Origin of the sequence: Nonomuraea sp. C10, assembly GCF_008017515.1 — a bacterium.
In the GTDB taxonomy this organism is placed as follows: domain Bacteria; phylum Actinomycetota; class Actinomycetes; order Streptosporangiales; family Streptosporangiaceae; genus Nonomuraea; species Nonomuraea ferruginea.
In genome coordinates this window covers 1,615,129-1,636,313 of sequence record NZ_VPFF01000001.1, presented here as the reverse complement: position 1 = coordinate 1,636,313, position 21,185 = coordinate 1,615,129, and the positions used below count along the sequence as shown (strand labels likewise).

The 21,185-nt window shown below is 71.7% G+C and carries 16 protein-coding genes; 9 read left to right on the top strand and 7 right to left on the bottom strand.

Translation table 11 applies throughout. The features are described 5' to 3' along the window. Nucleotides 1-18: 18 nt before the first annotated feature. Complete coding sequence (locus tag FR742_RS07440) at nt 19-549, top strand: hemerythrin domain-containing protein (protein ID WP_148030255.1); 531 nt, start codon at nt 19-21, stop codon at nt 547-549. 57 nt (nt 550-606) lie between these two features. Here the strand turns inward: FR742_RS07440 and FR742_RS07435 are convergent, their stop codons facing one another. After that, nucleotides 607-1,263 carry an HAD family hydrolase gene (locus FR742_RS07435; protein ID WP_148030254.1) on the bottom strand — a complete coding sequence of 219 codons (657 nt, stop codon included), beginning with the start codon at nt 1,261-1,263 and terminating at the stop codon, nt 607-609. Nucleotides 1,264-1,380: 117 nt separating this feature from the next. On the opposite strand from FR742_RS07435, the gene FR742_RS07430 reads away from it, so the two are divergent. Beyond that, entirely contained in the window at nt 1,381-1,983 is a 603-nt protein-coding gene (locus FR742_RS07430; protein ID WP_148030253.1) for a Uma2 family endonuclease, read from the top strand. Here FR742_RS07430 and hrpA read toward each other — a convergent pair. Together hrpA and ppgK are read right to left on the bottom strand one after the other, a co-directional pair. After that, complete coding sequence (gene hrpA, locus FR742_RS07425; RefSeq protein WP_148030252.1) at nt 1,973-5,866, bottom strand: ATP-dependent RNA helicase HrpA; 3,894 nt, start codon at nt 5,864-5,866, stop codon at nt 1,973-1,975. The genes FR742_RS07430 and hrpA overlap by 11 nt on opposite strands. A gap of 227 nt (nt 5,867-6,093) precedes the next feature. Then, nucleotides 6,094-6,828: a polyphosphate--glucose phosphotransferase gene (gene ppgK, locus FR742_RS07420; protein WP_148030251.1), complete on the bottom strand. Its 735-nt coding sequence runs from the start codon at nt 6,826-6,828 to the stop codon at nt 6,094-6,096. 109 nt (nt 6,829-6,937) lie between these two features. On the opposite strand from ppgK, the gene FR742_RS07415 reads away from it, so the two are divergent. After that, entirely contained in the window at nt 6,938-8,044 is a 1,107-nt protein-coding gene (locus tag FR742_RS07415; protein WP_187281035.1) for a TIGR03118 family protein, read from the top strand. Nucleotides 8,045-8,091: 47 nt separating this feature from the next. Here FR742_RS07415 and FR742_RS07410 read toward each other — a convergent pair whose 3' ends face one another. Continuing rightward, nucleotides 8,092-8,676, bottom strand: coding sequence for an HAD-IA family hydrolase (locus tag FR742_RS07410; protein ID WP_222708871.1), 585 nt, complete (start codon nt 8,674-8,676; stop codon nt 8,092-8,094). A gap of 145 nt (nt 8,677-8,821) precedes the next feature. Here FR742_RS07410 and FR742_RS07405 point away from each other — a divergent pair, with 145 nt between their 5' ends. Beyond that, nucleotides 8,822-9,640 (top strand): DUF4253 domain-containing protein, encoded by an 819-nt coding sequence (locus tag FR742_RS07405; RefSeq protein ID WP_148030248.1) that lies wholly within the window; start codon nt 8,822-8,824, stop codon nt 9,638-9,640. A 64-nt stretch (nt 9,641-9,704) separates the two neighbouring features. Here the strand turns inward: FR742_RS07405 and FR742_RS07400 are convergent, their stop codons facing one another. Together FR742_RS07400 and FR742_RS07395 are read right to left on the bottom strand one after the other, a co-directional pair. Then, nucleotides 9,705-10,538 (bottom strand): SAM-dependent methyltransferase, encoded by an 834-nt coding sequence (locus FR742_RS07400; protein ID WP_148030247.1) that lies wholly within the window; start codon nt 10,536-10,538, stop codon nt 9,705-9,707. Between the two features lie 168 nt (nt 10,539-10,706). Then, on the bottom strand, nt 10,707-11,963 hold the full coding sequence (locus FR742_RS07395; protein ID WP_148030246.1) for a helix-turn-helix transcriptional regulator: 1,257 nt from the start codon (nt 11,961-11,963) through the stop codon (nt 10,707-10,709). Between the two features lie 225 nt (nt 11,964-12,188). On the opposite strand from FR742_RS07395, the gene FR742_RS07390 reads away from it, so the two are divergent. The 5 genes from FR742_RS07390 to FR742_RS07370 all read left to right on the top strand — a co-directional run bounded on the left by FR742_RS07390 (nt 12,189) and on the right by FR742_RS07370 (nt 18,935). Beyond that, on the top strand, nt 12,189-12,932 hold the full coding sequence (locus tag FR742_RS07390; protein ID WP_148030245.1) for a hypothetical protein: 744 nt from the start codon (nt 12,189-12,191) through the stop codon (nt 12,930-12,932). Between the two features lie 314 nt (nt 12,933-13,246). Continuing rightward, nucleotides 13,247-14,905: an MFS transporter gene (locus FR742_RS07385; protein ID WP_187281034.1), complete on the top strand. Its 1,659-nt coding sequence runs from the start codon at nt 13,247-13,249 to the stop codon at nt 14,903-14,905. Nucleotides 14,906-14,907: 2 nt separating this feature from the next. Then, on the top strand, nt 14,908-15,111 hold the full coding sequence (locus FR742_RS07380) for a hypothetical protein (protein ID WP_148030243.1): 204 nt from the start codon (nt 14,908-14,910) through the stop codon (nt 15,109-15,111). Continuing rightward, the gene (locus FR742_RS07375) at nt 15,108-15,836 is read left to right on the top strand and encodes an arylmalonate decarboxylase (protein WP_148030242.1); all 729 of its coding nucleotides are present in this window, start codon (nt 15,108-15,110) and stop codon (nt 15,834-15,836) included. The genes FR742_RS07380 and FR742_RS07375 overlap by 4 nt, the downstream gene beginning before the upstream one ends. A 177-nt stretch (nt 15,837-16,013) precedes the next feature. After that, a complete protein-coding gene (locus FR742_RS07370) occupies nt 16,014-18,935 on the top strand; it encodes a hypothetical protein (RefSeq protein ID WP_148030241.1) in 2,922 nt (973 codons plus the stop codon). A 79-nt stretch (nt 18,936-19,014) separates the two neighbouring features. Here the strand turns inward: FR742_RS07370 and FR742_RS07365 are convergent, their stop codons facing one another. Beyond that, nucleotides 19,015-20,934 (bottom strand): Xaa-Pro dipeptidyl-peptidase, encoded by a 1,920-nt coding sequence (locus FR742_RS07365; protein WP_148030240.1) that lies wholly within the window; start codon nt 20,932-20,934, stop codon nt 19,015-19,017. Nucleotides 20,935-21,185 lie beyond the last annotated feature (251 nt).

The window sequence follows — 21,185 nt, the reverse complement described above, 5'->3', positions numbered from 1 at the left end:
GGGGTAGCCACGGACGTCATGGCAACCGACGTCATCACCCTGATCACGAATGACCACCGCAAGGTCGAGGCGCTCTTCGAGCGGCTCAAGAAGGAGGAGGGCGACCCCAAGGCGGCCGTGACCGAGTTGCACGCCCTGCTCATCGCGCACGCCCGCGCCGAGGAGGACCGGGTCTACCCGGACCTCGACGCGCACCACGGCCTGGAGGAGCACAAGGAGGCCGAGGTGCTCCTCGACGAGCTGGTGCGGTCCCGGCCCGGCACCCCCGAGTTCCGCCGGACGCTGGACAAGCTCGTCGAGTCCGTCAACCACCACGTCGAAGAGGAAGAGGGCGAACTGCTCCCGCAACTGGCCGAGCAGGCCGGCGAGAAGCGGCTGCGGGAGCTCGGCAAGGCCTTCGAGGAGCGCCGGGACGAGGAGCTGCGGGCCCTGACGGCCGGCGGCGCCACCAAGGCCGAACTGTACGAGCAGGCCCAGAAGGCGGACATCCCCGGCCGTTCCCAGATGGACAAGGAAGAACTGCAGGAAGCCGTACGCAAGACCACCTAGCCGACCCGGCGGGGCGGGTCAGGCGGACCACGTCCTGAGCCCGACCGGCGGGGCGGGTCAGGCCAGGCGGCGCAGCGCCGGGAGCAGCGCGTGCAGGTCGTCGGCGATCACGTCGGCGGCCTCGCGCGCCTCCGGCCGCGCCGCGTGCAGGTAGCCCCACGGGCCGCGGCGCAGCAGGGCGGTCCGCATCCCGGCCGCGGCGGCGGGGCGCACGTCGTTGTCGAGCCGGTCCCCCACGTAGAGGATCTCCCCCGGCTCGCGCCCGGCGACCGCGGCCACCTTGGCGAAGAACCCGGGCGCTGGCTTGGACACCCCCCACCCGTCGGAGGTGTGCACCGAGTCGACGGGCAGCTCCATCGCGACCAGCGCGTCAAAGGCCCGCACCGGCTGGTTGCCCGCCAGGATCACCTGGTAGCCCGCCTCCCGCAGCCCGCCGAGCGCCTCGCGCACGTCGGGGTAGAGGTCGTCGGCGTCGAAGTGGTTGCGCAGGCTGTCAGGCTCGTCGCGCTCCCAGGCCGCGATCTCGGCCTCGACGTCGAACCCGGGCCGCACCAGCTCGAACCCCTCGCTGAAGGACTGGTCCAGCGCGGCCATCCCGCCGAGCACGCCCATCAGCACGAACCTCGGCACCCCGAGCCGGTCGGCCCACCGCGACCAGATCCGCGTCTCGTCGATCACGGTCTCGCCGACGTCCAGCACCACAGCCTTGATCATCAAACCCATCCGTCATGTGGAATTTTTCCTCCACTGTACGAGTCGCGCCCAGGGCTCGGATTCGTGGAATACTGAGCGTGCCCGTTCGAGTACGGAGGGACAGATCTGATGGTTGCCATGGCGATCCGGCACGACGAGTACGCGAAGCTCGCCCCCACCAGCAAGAAGCGGATGCCGGAGACCGGTCGAGAGCTGTTCGACGCACTCCCCGAACTCCCCGGTTTCCGGGCCGACGTCATCGAAGGGAACCTCATCGTGAGCCCCGTCGGAACCCCCGCACATGGCCGCTCCGCCATGCGCCTCAACCGAGCACTGGCCCCTCTCATGGATGAGCGGGGATGGGAAGCGTGGGTCGGGAACGTCGATGTGTGCGTCGAAGGCCCGCGTGAGCCTGTGGAGCCGGACTTCGTGCTGGCACCGCTCAACTGCCCGCTCTGGGGCGAGCGCGAGCTGCGGTCGTCCGGGCTGATCATGGTTGCCGAGGTCGTCTCGACCGGTAGCGCGATCAGGGACCGTGAGGAGAAGCCGCCCCTCTACGCCACCGGTGGCATCCCGATCTACCTGCTGATCGACCTCGTCGCCAAGACTCCCTCCGTCACCGTCTACAGCGAGATCGGCGACAGCGGGTATCTCGCCCGCGCCACCGTCCCCATCGGCACGCCCTTGCGACTGCCCGCGCCGATCGACTTCGAGCTCGACACGTCGATCTTCAAGGCCTGAGGCGGTCCATCGCCTTGGCGATGCGCTTCTCCGACACCGGGGTCGGGGTGCCGAGTGTCTGGGCGAAGAAGCTGACCCGCAGTTCCTCGATCATCCAGCGGATCTCCGCCACGTCCGGGTCCGCGCGCCGGCCAGGGGGCAGGCGTTCCAGCAGGTCGTGGTAGTCGTCCTCGACCTTGTGGACGCGGTCCATCCACTCCTCGTCACGCCACGGGTCCTCCGGCAGCTTGGTGAGCCGGCGGTCGACGGCGCGCAGGTAGCGCAGCACGTCGGGCAGGCGGGCGTGGCCGGTGGCGGTGACGAAGCCCGGGTAGACGAGCCTGCCGAGCTGGTCGCGGACGTCGTCGGCGGAGGCGCTGGAGCGCATGGCGTCGAGCTGGATCCCGGCGGCGTGCCACACCGTCAGGATCTGCTCCACCCGGCCCAGGATGCCGGCCGCCGTGTCGTACAGCTCGGCGCGGACGTGCTGGTAGAGGCGGTCGTAGGCGGCGGGGTCCCAGACGGGGCCGCCGAGGTCGCGCATGAGCTTGTCGGCCGCGGCGTCGACCACGTCCTCGAAGAGGGCCACGGCGCCGCCGTGCGGGCTGCGTGACAGGGCCAGCTTGGCCTGGTTGGACAGCCCCGACAGCAGCGGCTTGGCGGGGTTGGCGACGTTCAGCAGGAGCAGGCGGCGGGTGCCGGTCCAGTGGGAGCGGCGCTGCTCCGCCTCCGTCTCGAAGATCTTGATCGAGACCGAGTCGCCGGCGTCGGCGAGCGCCGGGTAGCCCTTCATCCGGCCCTGCTCGAACACCTTGGGCAGGGTGCCGAAGCTCCACGTGCGCAGCCCGGTGCGTTCGAGGCCGTCGCCGGCCTCCGAGAGGGTCTTGCGCAGGCGCGGGGCGAGGCGGCGCTTGAGCGCCGCGAGGTCCTTGTCCTCGGCGATGGCGCGCCTGCGCTCGTCGATCACCCGGTACGTGATGCGCAGGTGGTCGGGAACCTGGTCGAGCTGCCAGGCGTCGCGCGGCACCCGCACGCCGGTCAGCCTCATCAGCTCGCGCTCGACGGCCTCCAGCATCGGCTCGGCGCCCGGCTCGGCGTTGGCCAGCACCTGCCTGGCGTAGTCGGGGGCGGGCACGAAGTTGCGGCGCAGCTGCTTGGGCAGCGACCTGATCAGCGCGGTGACGAGCTCCTCGCGCAGGCCGGGGATCTGCCAGTCGAAGCCGTCGGAGGTCACCTGGTTGAGCAGGTGCAGCGGCACGTGGACGGTGACGCCGTCGGCGCCCTGCTGATCGTCCGGGTCGGGCGCGAACCGGTAGGTCAGCTTCATCCGCTGGCCGAGCTGCCGCCAGGTGTCGGGATAGTCGCGGGCGCTGACGTCGGCGCCCTCGTTGACCAGCATCTCCGGCGAGAAGGTGAGCAGGTCGGGCTGGTCGGCGCGGGCTTTCTTCCACCAGGAGTCGAAGTGGCGGGCGGAGACCACGTCGGCGGGCAGGCGCTGGTCGTAGAAGTCGAACAGGGCTTCGTCGCCGACGAGGATGTCGCGGCGGCGGGCGCGGTTCTCCAGCTCCTCGACCTCGCCGAGCAGCCGCCGGTTGTCCTTGAGGAACTTGTGGTGGCTGTCCCAGTCGCCCTCGACGAGCGCGTGGCGGATGAACAGCTCGCGCGACAGCTCGGGATCGATGCGCCCGTAGTTGACCTTGCGCCCGACGACGAGCGGCACCCCGTACAGCGTGACCTTCTCGTACGCGATCACCGCCCCCTGGTTCTTCTCCCAGTGGGGCTCCGAGTAAGTGCGCTTGACGAGGTGCTGCGCGAGCGGCTCCACCCAGTCGGGCTCGATCTTGGCGTTGACCCTGGCCCACAGCCGGGAGGTCTCCACGAGCTCGGCGGACATCACCCACTGGGGCTGCTTCTTGGCCAGCGCGGAGCCGGGGAAGACGGCGAAGCGGGCGTTGCGGGCGCCGAGGTACTCCTGGATGGGGCGGCGGCCGTCGGAGGCGCGCTGGCGGTCCATCACGTCCTTGACGCCGACGTGCGACAGCAGGCCGACCAGGAGCGACTTGTGGACCAGCTCGGGGTCGGCCGGGTTGCTGTTGGGGTGCGCGCCGAGCGACTGGCGGATCTGGCTGTAGATGTCCTGCCACTCGCGTACGCGCAGGTAGTTGAGGAACTCGGACTTGCACAGGCGGCGGAAGGCGCTGGAGGAGAGCTCCTGCTGCTTGTCGCGCAGGTGGTTCCACAGGTTGAGGTAGGTGAGGAAGTCGGACTCGGGGTCGGCGAAGCGGCGGTGCTTCTCGTCGGCCTGCTGCTGCTTGTCGGCGGGGCGCTCGCGCGGGTCCTGGATGGACAGCGCGGCGGCGATCACCATGACCTCGCGCACGCAGCCGTTCTTCTCCGCCTCCAGCACCATGCGGCCGAGCCGGGGGTCGACGGGCAGGGTGGCGAGCTTGCGGCCGATCGGGGTGAGCTTGCCGTGGGCGTCGAACGCGCCGAGCTCGTGGAGCAGGTTGACGCCGTCCTTGACCTGGCGGCGGTCGGGCGGCTCGACGAACGGGAACGCCTCGATGTCGCCCAGCCCGATCGAGGTCATCTGGAGGATGACCGAGGCCAGGTTGGTGCGCAGGATCTCGGGGTCGGTGAACTCCGGCCTGGCGAGGAAGTCGTCCTCCTCGTAGAGGCGGACGCAGACGCCGTCGGAGGTCCGGCCGCAGCGGCCCTTGCGCTGGTTGGCGCTGGCCTGCGAGATCGCCTCGATGGGCAGGCGCTGCACCTTGGTGCGGTGGCTGTAGCGGGAGAGGCGGGCGTAGCCGGGGTCGACGACGTACTTGATGCCGGGCACGGTCAGCGACGTCTCGGCCACGTTGGTGGCCAGGACGACGCGGCGGCCGGTGTGGCGCTGGAAGACGCGGTGCTGCTCGGCGGCGCTGAGCCGGGAGTAGAGCGGCAGGATCTCGGTGTTGCGGAAGTCGGCCTTGGCCAGGGCGTCGGCGGCGTCGCGGATCTCGCGCTCGCCGCTGAGGAAGACGAGGATGTCGCCGGGCCCCTCGCCGGTCAGCTCGCGGCAGGCCTCGACGATGCCCTGGGTCTGGTCGTCGTCCTCGCCCAGCGGGCGGTAGCGGACCTCGACGGGGTAGGTGCGGCCGGACACCTCGATGATCGGCGCGTCGCCGAAGTGGCGCGAGAACCGCTCGGGGTCGATGGTGGCGCTGGTGATGATGACCTTGAGGTCGGGGCGTTTGGGCAGCAGCTGCTTCAGGTAGCCGAGGATGAAGTCGATGTTGAGGCTGCGCTCGTGGGCCTCGTCGATGATGAGCGTGTCGTACTGCTCCAGCATGCGGTCGTGCTGGAGCTCGGCGAGGAGGATGCCATCGGTCATCAGCTTGACGAGGGTGCGGTCGCTCGCCTGGTCGGTGAAGCGGACCTTGTAGCCGACGACCTCGCCCAGCTCGGTGTGGAGCTCCTCGGCGACGCGCTCGGCGACGGTGCGGGCGGCGATGCGGCGCGGCTGGGTGTGGCCGATGAGGCCGCGCACGCCCCGGCCCAGCTCCAGGCAGATCTTGGGGATCTGGGTCGTCTTGCCGGACCCGGTCTCACCGGCGATGATCACGACCTGGTTGTCGCGAATGGCTTCGAGGATGTCGTCCCTGCGCTGGGAGACGGGCAGCGCCTCCGGATAGCCGATCTCCGGCACGCTCTCGCGGCGGCGCTGAAGGCGCCGCTCGGCACGTTCCACGTCGGCGAGGATCTCCGCGGCGATCTTCTCCCGCGCTTCGCGGGAGCGCACCCGGCGCACGCCGTCGAGCCTGCGCCGCAGCCGCCGCTGGTCGCGCGGCATCAGGTCGGGCAGGCGGGCCTGAAGCTCTGTGAGAGAGGAGGACGGAGAGGACAACGCAGGAGTTCCCATACTGCTTTCAGGATATTCGGGCCCCGCGTGCCGGGAGCCAACGGCCCATCGTGCCCGACGGGCGCGTCGCGCGCATCTCGAATTCCGTTGACCGTGATCGCCCGCGACCGGCCCACTCTCCCCAGAGTTGCATCGTGGGCGACCACGGTCATAGATGAGACTCCCCTAAGCGGAGATCGGTTGCCATGAGTCATGGTCACGTTTTGGCCCGTGGTGTGGGCGGTCCGTCACCCAGCGTGCGCGCCGGCCTGGGACGCCGCCCGGGCGGCGCCGATGATGCCCGCCTGGTTCAGCAGGGCGGCCGGGACGACGGGCGTGTCGAGGCTGATGTGCGGCAGGAACTTGCCGGCCTTCTTGCTCACGCCGCCGCCGATGACGATCAGGGAGGGGGTGAACAGCATCTCGACGTGCCTGAGGTACTCCTCCACCCGCTCGGCCCACTTGTGCCAGCCCAGGCCGTGCTCCTCGCGCGCCCGGTCGGAGGCCCGGTGCTCGGCGTCCGTGCCGTGCAACTGCAGGTGACCCAGCTCGGTGTTGGGCACGAGCACGCCGTCCGCGAACAACGCGCTGCCGATCCCGGTACCGAACGTCAGCATGAGCACGACGCCGGGCTGCCCCTGCCCCTTGCCGTACGTCATCTCGGCCATGCCGGCGGCGTCGGCGTCGTTGAGCACGGTCGCGCCCCCGAACAGGTCGCCCGCGTGCACGCCCGCCCACGAGCCTTTCAGGTTGACCGCGGTCCTCACCACGCCGTCCACGACCACCCCGGGGAACGTCACGCCGACCGGGCCCGTCCAGTCGAAGTGCCGGACGATCCGCGCCACCGCGTCCGCGACGGCACCCGGCTCGGCGGGGTGCGGGGTGGGGATGCGCAGCCGCTCCGCGGTCAGCTCGCCGGCCCGCACGTCGACGGGCGCGCCCTTGATCCCGGAGCCGCCGATGTCGATGCCCAACGCGTCCATTCCCCTTCACTCCCCTTCAGACAGCGCGAAAACCTGCTTCGAGACCGTACTGAACCGGAATCCCGGATCTCGCGTATCTCGCGTCACAAGCGCTAACAAGGAGGCACGGATGCGGTTACGCATCATCACGGCCTGCGCTGTCGCCGTCTCGACGGCAGCCACCCTCACCATTCCCGCGCAGGCCACCACACCGAAGCAGAACCGGTTCGACGTCGTCGGCCTGGTGTCCGATGTCCGCGGGAAGGCGGCCGTCACCGATCCCAAACTGGTCAACCCGTGGGGGCTGGCCATGGGCAAGACCCTGTGGGTCTCCAACGCCGGGACGGGAACCGCCACCGTCTACTCCGGCCAGGGCAAGAAGGAGCGGACCGAGGTCGCCATCCCCGGCGGCGCCCCGACGGGGCAGGTGTTCAACGGCGGTGAGGGCTTCACCGTCAAGGGCAAGCCCGCCACCTTCATCTTCTCCAGCCCCAGCGGCGCGATCACCGGCTGGAACGCCGAGGTGGACCCGAAGAACGCGATCATCGGCGCCTTCACCCGCGGCGCCGACTACAAGGGCCTGGCCATGGCCGAGACCGACGACGGCGCGTTCCTGCTCGCCGCGGACTTCGCGGGCGGCCGTCTGCACGCCTTCGACGAGGACTTCCGTCGCATCAGGCTGTCGCGCTCGCAGTTCAGGGACCGCACGGTCCCGGCCAACTACCACCCGTTCAACGTGGAGGTCGTGAACGGGAACGTCTGGGTCGCCTACGCCCTGCGCGACTCGGAGACCGGCAAGTCCGTGGCCGGCAGCGGCAAGGGCTTCGTCAGCCGCTTCGACCTGAACGGCCGCCTGACCGGCCGCATCGCCCGGGTCGGCCTGAACGCGCCGTGGGCGATCACCAAGGCGCCGCGCGGCATGGGCAGGTACGCGGGCGCGCTGCTGGTCGGCAACTTCGGCGACGGCACCATCCACGCCTACCGCGGCAACCGCCACCTGGGCGCCCTGCGCGCGGCGGACAACCGCCCGATCACGCTGCCGGGACTGTGGGACCTGGAGCCCGGCACGGCCGCCATCGGCGGCGAGAACACGCTCTGGTTCTCGGCCGGCTCGGACGGCGGCAAGCACGGGCTGCTCGGCATGATCAGGCCCGCCGGGACGAAGGCCCCGACGCCGGCGGCGACGCCGACCACCGACAGCGGCAACCAGTCGAAGTCGCCGTACCGCGGCTACTGACCCCCGCCTTTCCGGCACGGCGGACCCGGGCCGTGCCGGGAAGGGGGTCACGACGGCGGCAGCACGGCCGCGAGGTCCGCGACGCTCCGGAAGTGCACGCCGGTCATGCCGAGCGCCCTGGCGGCCACCACGTTCTCCAGCCGGTCGTCCACGAACAGGCAGCGTCCGGGCGCGACCCCGGCCAGGTCGGCGGCGAGCTCGTAGATGCGCCGGTCGGGCTTGGCCAGGCCGACCCGCGCGCTGCTGACCACGGCGTCGGCGAAGGCCGTCAGCTCCAGCCGTTCGAGATGATCCTCCAGGGTGTCCATGGCGTTGGTGACGAGCACCAGGGGCATCCGCGCCCGCGCCGCCGCCAGCAGCGCCCGCACCTCCTCGTCCACCCGGAACGGCACCGCCATGAACTCCTCGACCGCCTTCTCGGCCTGCTCTCCCCCGCCCAGCGCGACGACGATCGACTCGGCCCACTGCGCCTCGGTGATGTGGCCGAGCGTCGCGGGCATGATGAGCGCCGGGTCGAAGGCGGTGGACGCCAGCGGCAGGCCGTAGCGGGCCTCGATGTCGGCTTGAACGGCATGGTCGAACTGGCGCAGCACGCCGTCGAGGTCGCACAGGATGGCGTCGAAGGTCGTCACGACCCCCATTGTGGCCGAACGCCGGAAGCCCGGCCGATGACGGTGCGCGGGATTCGTTGATACGGGATCGCCCAGGACAAAAGTCCTGAAGCGAGTGGCGGCACTACCATCTCGGAGGCAGGATTCCGTCTCGGAATGGTAGGGCATGAACGATCATCGGCTGCCGGGCGAGCTGTGCCGGCTCTTCGCCGACGGCGGCAGGGGGCGTGGCCTGTCGGCCGGGCTGCCCGAGGGTGAGGTGATCTGGCCCGATCCGGGCTACACCGGCCAGGGTGAGCCCGTCAGGCCCGCGTTCTGGATGAGCGACGAGCCCGCGACGGGCGACGACTGGCGGCGCTTCCGCGAGGAGCATCCGCGCAGCGGGCTGTGGCCGGTCCTGCTGGACGAGTCGGCCCAGCCGTGGTCGGTGGGGCAGGTGGTGCCGGACGATCCGGTGCAGATCGACCACTTCACCGCCGAGGGCTTCATGGCGGAGGTCTGGGAGGAATGGGTGGCGCAGATGCCGGCCGACGCGCTGGCCGAGCTGGAGCCGTACGGGGCGATCTGCCCGGGGCTCGCGCCCGCGGGCCGGCCGGTCGCCGATCCGGACGTGGTGGCCGCCTGGTACGCGGACGAGCTGGCGGTCAAGGGCATGCCGCTGGGGCTCGTGGCCGCGGAGAGGGGCGCCGACGCGCTGGCCGCGATGGGCTGGCAGGGCGCGCTGCACCACAACGAGTGGATGGTGCCGCTGGCCGCCGTGGTGCGCAGCTGGGAGGACCGCTTCGGGGCGCGGGTGGTCGGCGTCGGGTTCAACACGCTGGAGATCAGCGTGGCCGCGCCTCCGGCCGATCAGGAACACGCGCTGCACGTGGCGGCCGAACACTGGACGTTCTGCCCTGACAACGTGCTCCAGGGTCCCGGCGACCTGCACGGGTACGCCGGGCAGCTGATCGGCTCGCACGCCTGGTCCTTCTGGTGGGACTGACGTGCGGGCGCCGCCGCCCCGGGCCGGGGCGGTGCCCTCGGCCCGGACGGCGGTGTTCCGCGGATCATGGCAGCAGCGCCACCGCCCCGTAGTTGCCCGAACTGCCGGGCTGGTCGGCGCAGGCGTCGTCGTCGCCGTCCGGCCGCCACTCCGGGACCCACACCAGCCCCGGTTCCAGCAGTTCCAGCCCTTCCAGCAGGGCTTCGAGCTCCTTGCGGGTACGGACCGCGTGTCCCGGCAGCGTCATCGCCAGCAGATCGTTGATCGCCGGCAGCAACTCCCGCGGGATGCCGTCGAACGTGGTCTGCAGCAGGGCCAGGTAGCTGCCCCGCGGCGCGTTCTCCCGCAGCCGCTTGATGACGTGACGGGCCTGCTCGTCGTCGCTCACGTTGTGGCCCGAGACCACGACCCAGGCCATGGGCCGGTTCCAGTCCACGAACGTGCGCACGACACGGTCGTCCAGGATCTCGTCGATCTGCGGGATGTCACCCTCGACCACCCGCACGAGATCGGTGATCGGCTCGATGGTGGCTTGCGCGTTGGCCAGCACCATCGGGTCGTTCTCGATGTACACGACCCGGGCGGACGCCGTGCGCGGCGTCTCGCGTGCGATGTCGTGCAGTCTGCGGCCCGGTGGCAGGCCGCTCGGCACCCCGCTGCCCACGATCAGGAACTGGTCGACGCCCTCCAGCGCCAGGTGGCGTACGACCCGTGATAAATACCCGAGAATGGCTTGTGCGGCAGCAGTGGTGATCTCGGCGGCCACGTCGTAGCGGTTGACCGCCTCCCTGTCGGCTCTGAAGTTGTTCTTTCCTCCCGTCGCCGCGTCGAGTATGCGGGTAACCCGTGCATGGGTAGTGTCGAGATTGGCCAGGTTTCGGATAGCCCGCTGGCGCATTGGGTGTCGCCCCTTTCCCCTCGCCCACTTTCTGTTGGGAAAGTTCCGGTTACTGACCCCACTCGGTTGCCCAAATTCATAATCGTGGAAAAATCCCTTTATCCAAGCACCCAGCCCTAGATTTTTTGGGATTTATGCTCTTTCGTTCTATCGGGTGTGGTGGAACGATCAATTCCCCACGGCGCGGGCGAGCCTGTCGCGGTGGGCGCACAGCGTCTCAAGGGTCTCGTCGCGGGTGGTCGTGGTCACCGACAGCTTGGTGAAGGCCTGGTGATAGGCCTCCACCTGAACGGCGTCCGTGATCAGTTCGTCCGCCTCCAGCGCGTGCGCGCACGCGATGTCGGGCTCGAACGCCTCGTCGAAACGCCAGAGCGTGAACGGGCCGGTACGCGGGACGTAAGCGGGATCCTCCATCGGCACGATATGCAGAGAGATATTGGGGCGTTTGGCGAACTCGATCAGCCGGTTGAGCTGATCGAGCAGCACGGGGGTCTCGGTGATCGAGCGCAGCAGCACGCCCTCGTCCATGACCGCCCACACGACCGGTCCGTTCGGCCCCAGGATGAGCCGCTGGCGGGCGGCCAGGATGTCCACCGCCGAGTCGGCCGTGGTGTGCCGGAAAGATCCCATGTCGGCCGCCGCGATCGCCGCGAGCGCGTAGTCCTCGGTCTGCAGCAGCGGCGGCACGAAGTGGGTGTGATAGGTGCGGATCACCGACGCCCTGCTGTCGATGGAGCAGGTCGTGGCCAGCCATACGGGGAAGTTGCTCGAGTCGTACCATTCGAGCTCGCGCTCGCCGCGCGCGATCGACAGGACGTACTCGCGGGCGGGCATGGCGGTGACGCCGTACAGGGTGAGCAGGCGCTCGACCGTGGCGGGGGCCGGGGCGATGCGGCCCTGCTCGACCGCCTCTACCGCGATGGCGCCCTTGCCGAGCACGGCCTCCACCTTCTCCGGCGACAGCTGCGCGGCCAGGCGCAGCGAGTGGAGCCGCTCGCCGAGCGCGCGGCGCACGGACTCCTCCAGCGGCGCGGCCGCGTCGGGGATCTCCATGGCGGGCTCCGGGTCCGCGGGCAGGTCCTCCGCCTTGCGGGCCAGCTCGATCACCCCCCGCAGGACGGACAGCGAGCTCTCGGAGAGCCCGGACGCGGACAGGCCGATGCCGGCCGCCCGGAGCTGCAGGTCCTCGACCGTGCCGGCCTCGACGTGATCCTCGCCCACCAGCCAGCCCACGCTCACCTGGAGGCACGCGGCCAGCGCCCGCAGCACCTGGAGGGTGGGGTTGGTCTGCTTTCCCGTGCGCAACTGGCTGACGTAGGCGCGGGTGATGGGGATTCCGGCCTCGGTGAGCGCTGCGGCGACCTGAGCACCCGTGAAACCGCGCTTGGCCAGCGCCAGGTCGAGTCGCTCGGCGAACTTCGCCACGCATGCCTCCTGCTACCCGTAATACGCAATCATGCGTAGACCTGACCCCTCGGCGGGACGTCCTGACCGGACAGGTCACCCTTCCCGCACCCGGGGCATCTTCTTTCGGCGAAAACTGAGAGTTGACACACTATCCCGCATCTAGCCAGTATCGTACGACACGTGGAAACTGTTACCTGACAGCCGGACGCTCAACGGAGCCGCTCGGCAGGGAGGTGGCCGGACGTGACCATCGATCACCAGGTCAGTCCCTGGTTCACCAGAACCCCGGTCTCGCCAGTGCAGGAGCGGGTGATCCAGCGCATCTGCGCGCGGTCATCCCCCGACGGCGAGCCGGTCAACGTGTCAGACCTGCCCTTCGGCGGCGTCCAGATCTGGATCGACGGCGACGGTGACAGGTGGAGCCTGTACCACCGGATGGCCCGCGAACTGCGGCTCGCGGGCTGGCATGTCGAGCCGGCCGCCGACCGGCTGCTGGTGCTCGGCTGGAGCGCCGACGGCCTGACGCACCGCGTCCAGGTGCTCGCCGCCGCGCTCGCGGGCCGGCTCGCCGACTACGACCTCACCATCTTCACGGCGGTCACCATCGCCACCCGGCTGCGCCAGGAAGGGCGGCGGGCCGGGAGCATCGTCGCCGAGGTGGAGGCGCGGCTGCGCGAGGACCTGCGCTGGCCGGACCGCCTGGAGGACCTCGACGGCCTGCAGCGGACCGCCACCCTGGAGCCGCTGCGGCTCCGGCTGGCCCAGGTCGTGGGCCTGGAGGCGAAGGTGCGGCGGCGCTGCGCCGAGCACCTGTCGCTGGCCGTCCGAGTGGCGACGACAGTGGCCGGTGGCCGGGTGCCGCCGCGCGTCCGCCCGGCCCGGCTGACGACCTGCCTGTCCGAGCGCGTGGTCGCGGCCAGCGTGCCCAACCGGCCGCCCGGCCTCTCCGTCCCTCCACTCCCGGACGCCTGCGCGCCGTCGCGATGACCCGCCCCCCGGCGCACCACTCCCCCGGCCCGGCCCCCGGCCCGGACCGTCGCCCCGCGCCCGCCCGGCCGCCAGGCGAACCTCACCGGCCCACGTACGCCCCCATGACCCCGTACGAGCCGGAACCCGCACACCATCACCGGGACGCCGCACAGCCCGGCGGCGTGCCCCGTGTGCCCTCCCCCATCTCGGCCGGGAAGCGCATCCAGGCGGGAAGCCCCGACTCCCCGGTCTCCGGGCGGGCCCGCCGGAGCGAACCAGGGAGGAGAGGTGTTCCCCGGCGGACCTCCGCACCCGGGCAGCGGCGTTCCGACGTGCGGGTGGGCGTGCGGCGGGTGTCCGCTCCGCGCGGGCGGGGGTTCGTGGGGTTGCGGGTGGTCGCCGCCGGGGTGGCCGGTGTCGTCATGGGGGATTGGGTGGCCGGGATGCTGGCCGCGCCGATGCTGGACCTCGATCCGCTGGCGGTGGCGCTTCCGGCGGCCGGGGTCGCGTGGGCGGTCACCGTGAACCTGGTCGCGATGGCGGCGCTCCCGGCCGTCGCCGGGCGGATGGCCGACCTGGCGGGACGGCGGGGCGTGCTGGCCGTCGGACTGGCCCTGTACGTGCTGGGAGCCTCGGCGGTGATCGTCGCACCGTCGTGGCCGGTGCTCGTCGGGGCCCGGCTGGGGCAGGGGGCGGGTATCGCGCTCATGGTCCCCGCCGCGCTGGCGATGCTGCTCGCCGCGCTGCCGGAGCGGCGGCGGCCCGGCGGGGTGGCGCTGTGGATCGCGGCCTGCGCGGCCGGGGTGCTGGGGATGCAGGCGGGCGGCGGATGGCTGCTGGCCACGTTCGGATGGCGCGGACTCTTCCTGCCAGGGGCGGTGCTGGCGGCGGCGCTGTTGCTGTTCGCCCCCGCGCTGCCCCGGTCTCTCGGTGCTCCGGCCCACGCCTCGGCCCCGCGTGCCCTGGCGGGCGCGGTCCTGGTCGTCACGGGGATCGCGGCAGCGGTGCTGACCCTGGCCAGGGGCGGCGTGTGGGGCTGGACCTCCGCACTGACACTCGGCTGCGCGAGCGCGGCGACGCTGCTCCTCCTGACGGCGACGCTGACCCTGAGACACACACCCGACCCCGAAGCCACAGACTCCGCGACCACACGAACCGACCTCGGCTGGACCGCAAGCTCCGCAGAGGCACGGGCAGGGCTCGGACGGGCGGCTAACTCTCCGGACACGCAGGCTGGGCTCGGGTGGGCGGCGGGCGTGTCCGGGGCGTTCGGTGCCGTGTTCTTCGCTCTGCTGGCGACCGGGCCGGCCTACGTGGCGGGAGTTCCCGTGCTGGGCGGGAGTTCCGGTGCCGGGCCCGGGTGGCTCTGGCTGGTGCCCGTTCTGGTGGGGATGGCCGCGGCGGCTCCGCTCGCGGCCCGGGTGGGCCGGCGTCACGGGATGAACGGGGTCGTGCTCGGCGGCGCGGTGGCGCTGGCCTCCGGGTGCGGATCGCTGCTGGCTGGTCCGTACCCGCTCCTGGTCCTCGCCGGCGCCCTGCTGGCGGGGGCGGGGCTGGGCGCGCTGGCGACCGACGCGCTGACGACGGGCACGGCCGCGGCCGGGCGGGGGAACCTCTCGGCCGGTGTGGGCGCGGTCGAAACCGCCCGCGTGGTGGGCGCGGCGGCCGGGCTGGCGGGCGCGGCGGTCCTGACGACGAGCGGCGTCCCAGGGATCACCGGCGCCGGGCCGGACGCCGTCCTGCTCGCCTGCGTGGCGGTGGCGGTCCTGACGGCCGCCGCCGCGTCGTGGCGGATGGTGACGGCACGACGGCACCGCGCCGTACAGGCCTCTCTGCGCGCGGCGCGGCAGGAGGCCGAGTCACTGCGCGGGCTCCTGCTGGAGCTCCGCGCCACCTTCACGGAAGTACGTGGCCAGGCCGATCGAGAGCTGGTCCGCCTCGGCCTCCAGGACGTTCCAGCCCCTTGGGGCAACCCCCATGGACAGGAGTGATCATGCTCACCGACGAGGTCCGCGGCCCGCGGCACCACGGCGTTCCGGTACGCGGGACCCGGCCGGCCGATCAGCGCTCCGCGAGGACGGCACACCGGCTGCACGGCATCCGGCACGTGTCCGGACGGACGGTCGCCCCGGCCGACGGCTTCCCGGACAGAACGCCTGACGTGCCGCCCGAGGAACCCGGCGGGAGGGCGGCATGAACCGCGGCAGGGTGGGCGTGCTGGTGCCGCCCGCCAACCCGTCGGCGGAGCCCGAGCTGACCCGCCTGCTCGGCTCCCGCGCCGACATGCACGTCAGCCGGTTCCCGGTACGCCCGGGGCTGGCGATGGCCGAGCGTCTGGAGAGCTACAACGCGGCGCTGCCCGCGATGGCCTGCTCGTTCGGCGACCTGGCGCTCGACGCGCTCGTCATGGCCTGCGACGGCCCCCGCTACCTGCTCGACCCGGACGAGGACCAGGACGAGTGCGAGCGGATGAGCGAGCGGTTCGGGGTGCCGTTCGCGACCGCGACGGTGGCCATCATGGAGGCGATCGGGCACCTCGGGGTGGAGGAGGTGCACATCGTCTCGCCGTACCAGCCGTGGCTGACGGAGCTGGCCGAGCGGTTCTGGAAGGCCGCGGGCATGCGGATCGCCGGGGTCGTGCCGGTGCGGGCGCAGGGCGGTTTCTCCCCGTACGACATCACCCCTTCGGAACTGGTCGACCAGGTGAAGCAGGCGGACCTGCCCGTCGACGCGGTGCTGCTGTTCGCCTGCAGCGGAATGGCGACGCTGCCGGTGCTGGGCACGCTCGGCGCGGGCAACGACCGGACGCTGCTCACCTCGAACCTGTGCAGCGCGTGGTGGGCGCTGTCGCGGGCGACGGGCCGCCCGGTCACGCTGAACCGGCCGCCCTCGCGGGCGGCCGCGCACGGGAGGGCGTCATGACCGCCTTCCCCGCTCCTTGGACGGGGGTCGCCGGCACCACGCCCGCGGCCGGCGTGGACGGTGCCCGATCCGGCGCCGGCGACCCCGAACCCACCCTGCCGGAGGCCGTCTAGCGGGCCCCTGACGTAGCCAGGGGCCGGGCGAGGGACGCCGTGCTAGCTGGAGGAGTAGTCGATCATGTGGCGGACGCTGTCCAACGAGGCGCGCGAGGCCATCGGCAGGCTGTGCGAGCAGCATGGAAGGCACCTCTACGACTACTGCCGCACGGGCCTGTCGGCCTCCGACGCGGAGCTGGCCGTCGCCGGGGCGCTGCTGTCGGCGCACGTGCACGGGGAGCGGCTACGCGATCGGAAGCGGATGCGTCCGTGGCTGTACGCGCTCGCGCGGTGCCATCGCGCGGCCGTGGCGGCGTCCAGGCCGGCCAGCCCCGGCTCGTGGACCCGGCCGGGCGCGCCGGGCGAGGTGGCCGACGCGCTGCGGGCGCTCGACCCGCCGCATCGGGAGCTGCTCGACCTCTCGGTACGGCACGAGCTGGCGAGCGCGGACATCGCCATGATCTTCGACGTCTCCGCGATCGAGGTGAACACCATGATCGCGGAGGCCGCCGACCGGCTGGAGGAGTGGGTCGCGGCGGTGCGCGCGGCGCGGACCCGCGACGGGTGCGCGCGGCTGGCGGTGCGGGTGACGGACTGGGCGAGGGCGCCCGGCCGGCGCAACCGCACCCGGATCGCCCGGCACGTCCGCTCCTGCCAGGCCTGCCAGGCGGCGCCCCGCGAGGGGGTGCGGGCCGGTGTGCTGCTGCTCGGCCTGCCGCTGGCCGCGATCCCTGACACGTTACGCGACCAGCCCGCTTGGGGTGACCCGCTGCCCGGCGATCCGGCGGCGTGGCGCTCCGACGGGTTCCCGGCGCAGGCGCGCGGTCTGATGGAGCCGCCGCCCGCGCTGATCTCCCTGGTCCCCGGCCCCACGACGGGCACCAGGGAAAACTCCTGGCCGGTGGCGGGCGCGGCCGCCACCGGCCAGGAACCCTCCGGCGGCGGCCCGCCGGAGCCCGACGAGCCCGCCTCCCGGACGCGCCGGGGACCGTCCGCTTCACCGGGCACGGCCGAGGCTCTGCTGCGGGCGGCCCACCAGACGGGCGAGCGCCTGGTGCCCACCGGCACCACGGGGCTTCCCACGCCGCCCGCGGGCCACGACTCCTCCTCGGGCGACACCATCCCGTACCGCAAACGCGGCGACTTCCCCCCGATGCGCGTCCCCACCGAGAAGAAGACCGCCCCGCCGCACTGGGGCACGGCACAGGAGGAACGTCCCGCCGAGGCGCCCTTCGGGGAAGACCCCTTCGACACCGGCGCGTCACCGGACCGGGGCGACTCCGCCGCCCCGCCTGACGAACCGCGAGACGGTACGGACGAGAACGCGGAAGCCGCCGAGGTGAGCGGTGACACGGACGGGACACGGGACGACGGGAGCGCGCCGAATACGGGTGACGAGAAAGCTCCGCCGAACGCCCCCGCGCCTCCCCGGGGCGAACGCGGAATCGACCCCACGACCCTCCGACGCGGGAACAAGACACCACCTCGGTGGGACGCGACCGAACCCGGCACGCCGGCCCGCTCGGGCGATGGCGAGCACGGAGGCGACACAGTCCCCCGCCGGAGCCTCCCCGGACTAGGTGGCAAGACACCGCCACGCTTGAGCCCTGACGGGGCCGGGGACAAAAGGCATTTGAGCTCTGGCGGGCTCGGCCCCAAGAAGCCGCCCTCCTGGAGTCCGAGCGGGTTCGGGGATGAGACACCACTTCGCTTGAGCCCCGACGGACTCGGGACCAACAAGCCACTTCCCTGGAGTTCCGGCCCGCTCGGGGACGAGACACCACCTCGCTTGAGCCCCGACGGACTCGGGACCAAGAACTGGGGTTCAGGCGAGCTCGGGGACGAGACACCAACTCCCGACGGGCTCGGCCCCGAAAAGCCGCACTCCTGGAGTTCTGGCGGGTTCGGGGATGAGACGCCGCCTCGGTTGGGTGAGGGCGGGGTGGACGGGTGGATCAGTGTGCCGTTGCCGAGGCGGAGTGACGACCCGCCGCGGCAGCACGCGCCGATGCGGACGCTGGATCCCGGGTGGCGGAGCGGCAGGACGCCGGTGACCCAGTACGGGGACAAACTGGTGTTCGCGAACGCGCCCGTGGAGAGTCCTGCCGGGGGCCACGGGGAGACGTGGGACGAGTTCTGGCGGGAGCGGCCGGACGAGGACGACCCGGAGGCCAGGATCTCGCTGCAGTGGCTCGTACGGGCGGCGCTGATCGTCGGTGTGGTGATGCTGGTGGCGGGCCTGGTCTGGGCCGGGATCCAGAGCCGCCAGCGCCAGGCCCCGGCCACACCGGACCCGGCGACCGGCCAGTCCCCGGCGGATCCAGGAGCAACAGCGGGCACGGAACAGGCACCGGCCGACCCCCAGGCCACGACAGACCAGGATCAAGCACCCGCCGACCCCGGAAGTACCCAGGTACCGGCGGACACCAGCGCGCCCGCGGACTCGGCAGACACCCAGGCGCCCGCGGACACCGGCCCGTCCGGCAACGCGCCCGCCGACGCCCGTACGTCCGATGACCCCGGAGGCACCCAGGCGCCCGCGGACACCGGCTCACCCGCCGACCCCGCGGACACCGCAGCACCGGTGGACGCGGAAGGGCGGGGAAAGGCGTTTCCCCCGGCGCCCGTGGCCTCGATCTCGCCCACGTCCGTGAAGCTGGGCGAGAAGCGGTCCGGGACGTTCAGGCTGACGTGCACCGGGGACTGCCGCGTCACCTCGTTCTCCGGCACGAACGGCATCGCCGTCTCCGGCAACGCCTTCACCGTCGCCGCCCCGGCCGCCCGCCCCGGCTGCCTGGGCCCGCCTGTCACCGAGTCCGGCGTCGTCACCGTCCACTGGACCGGCACCGCCAAGGGTGACGGCGAGACCACCGAAGGCACGACCACGGCGGACGGAACCCTCACGCTCATGGTGTCGTGGACCGTCACCCATGACAGAGGCGCCCTCATCCCCGACGCGAACGGAGGCGGCTATTGGAGCAACTGCCCACGAACACGTGAATGACCAAGGCGAAGATGCACACACGAGCAAGAGGGCCTCGGGCGGCGATCCGCCCGAGGCCCGGTCACTGCGGCAGGTCAGGTCAGAAGAACGAGAACTCCCGCTCCGGCTCCGGCAGGGTCAGCTCCCGCGGTCCGATGAACCTCGCCCTGTCCTGCGGCACGCTCTCCAGCGGCGTCCCGAGCACCACCGGGAACGCGATCGAGCTCTTGGACAGGTCGACGGTGACGTTCGCCCCGGTGCCCGTCTCGTTGCTGTAGTTCGAGTCGGTGCCGGCGATCACCAGCCCGATCCGGTGTCCCTTCTTGAAGATGTAGTCCTGCGGCAGGGTCTCCCACTTGACGCTCCCGTACGTGCCCACGGGCAGCGGTGCGGAGCGGCTGAGCGAGAGGCGGTTCTGCACGTCGATCCAGCCGCGCGCGACGATCTCGACCGGCCGGTTGACGGTGTTGGTGACGACCTTGCGGTAACAGGCGTCGTCCCCGGCGGTGCTGTCGCCCCAGCAGTCCTCCTCGGTCAGGGTGGTGATGCCCCCGCCGCGCCGCCAGTCGACGCGGGTGTCGTCGCCGAAGTCGACGAGCAGCGCGGTCAGGTTGGCGGTCGGCTTGTCGAGCTTGACCCGCAGGTCGGCGACGGGGGTGCCGGACAGGCGCAGGTCGAGGGGCAGCTCACCGGTGGTGTACGCGATCCGGCCCGGCTTGGCGGTGCCGACGTCGGACACCATGTCGGACTCGGTCATGCGCACGTCGGTGAAGCTCGCGGTCGCCTTCTTGCCGGGCAGGAGGCGGAGCGAGCCGTCGGCGGCCGGGCGCAGGGTCAGCTTGTGGCCGCGGGGCGCCGGCCAGTCGCGCTCGGTGATCCACTGTGCGGGAGCGACCTCGATGTCGGCGCGGGGCTCGCGCATGATGTCGTTGCGCACGCCGTGCAGCCAGTGGTCGAACCACCGGTGCAGCGTGTCCACCCAGAGCCCTCTGCGGCCCTCGAAGTCGAACGGGTCCACGTGGGCGGTCTGGCCGAGCCAGATCTTGCGGGGCACGCCGCGCTTGGCCAGCGCCTCCCACCACTCGGAGAAGTTGTCGGGCTTGACGTTGAGGTCGTTGACGGTGTGCGCGACGAACACGCTCGCCCGTACCTTGGAGACGTCGCCGAGCAGGCCGTTGATGTAGTCGCGCTCGGCCCAGAAGGCGTTGTAGTCGCCGGTGTCGTCGCCGTCCTCGGCGTCCATCCGGTCGCGCACGGCCTGACACTTGGGCTCGGGGTCGGTGTCGATGTAGTTGGCCAGCCAGGAGGCGTAGTCGTAGTTGTAGATGACGCCGTTGGAGCGCTGGTACTTGTACCAGGAGCTGATCGCGGAGATGGGCACGATCGTCTCCAGGCCGCGCACGCCGGTGGCGGCGACGGCGTTGGCGAGCGTGCCGTCGTACGACTTGCCGATCATGGCGGACTTGCCGGTGGTCCAGTCGGCGACGGCGGGGCTGCCGTCGGCGCGGTAGGCCTTGGCGCGGCCGTTGAGCCAGTCGATGACGGCCTTGCCGCCCAGCACGTCGGCCTTGCCCCCGACGTCGGGGCAACCGTCGGACTTGGTGGTGCCGAGCATGTCGACGTTGAGCACGCCGTAGCCGCGCGGCACGAAGTAGTTGTCGTAGAAGAGCGGGAACTTCACGACGTTGCCGGCGTCGTCGTAGACCTTCCGCTCGCCTTCGTTGCCTCGACCGGAGTTGTCGTAGTACGGGCTCTCGTCGATGATGACGGGCACCCTGAGGCCGGGGCCGGACTCCTTGGGCCTGATGATGTCGACACGCACCCGGTCGAGCCTGCCGTCGGCGTCGCTGTCGACGGTCGACTCGACGTACACGTGCTCGCGGATGGCGTCGGCGTAGGAGAAGACCGGCTGCGTGCGGCCGTTCTCGACGGTGATCTCTGGAGCGGTTGCCGCCTGGACGGGGGTGGCCGTCCCCACGATGAGGGCGGCGGCGATGAGGGCCGGGCGTAAGGGTGGCACGCGTGACCTCCGGGGGGCTGACAAAGTACGAGCAATCTCTCAGACCCCCGACGCCCTGACAAGATCTACCCACCGCCGTCCAGCCCCCTGTCCGAGCCCTTTGCCACACCCGTTACGAACCCCACGAGCCGAAACACCGCCCGCACCACGCCACACACCCGCACGGCCCGCGCGCGGCCATGGCCACCGCGGGCCGACACGAGCAGCCCGCCGCCGACAGCGACGACGTGCGCGGAACATCACCTCCAGAG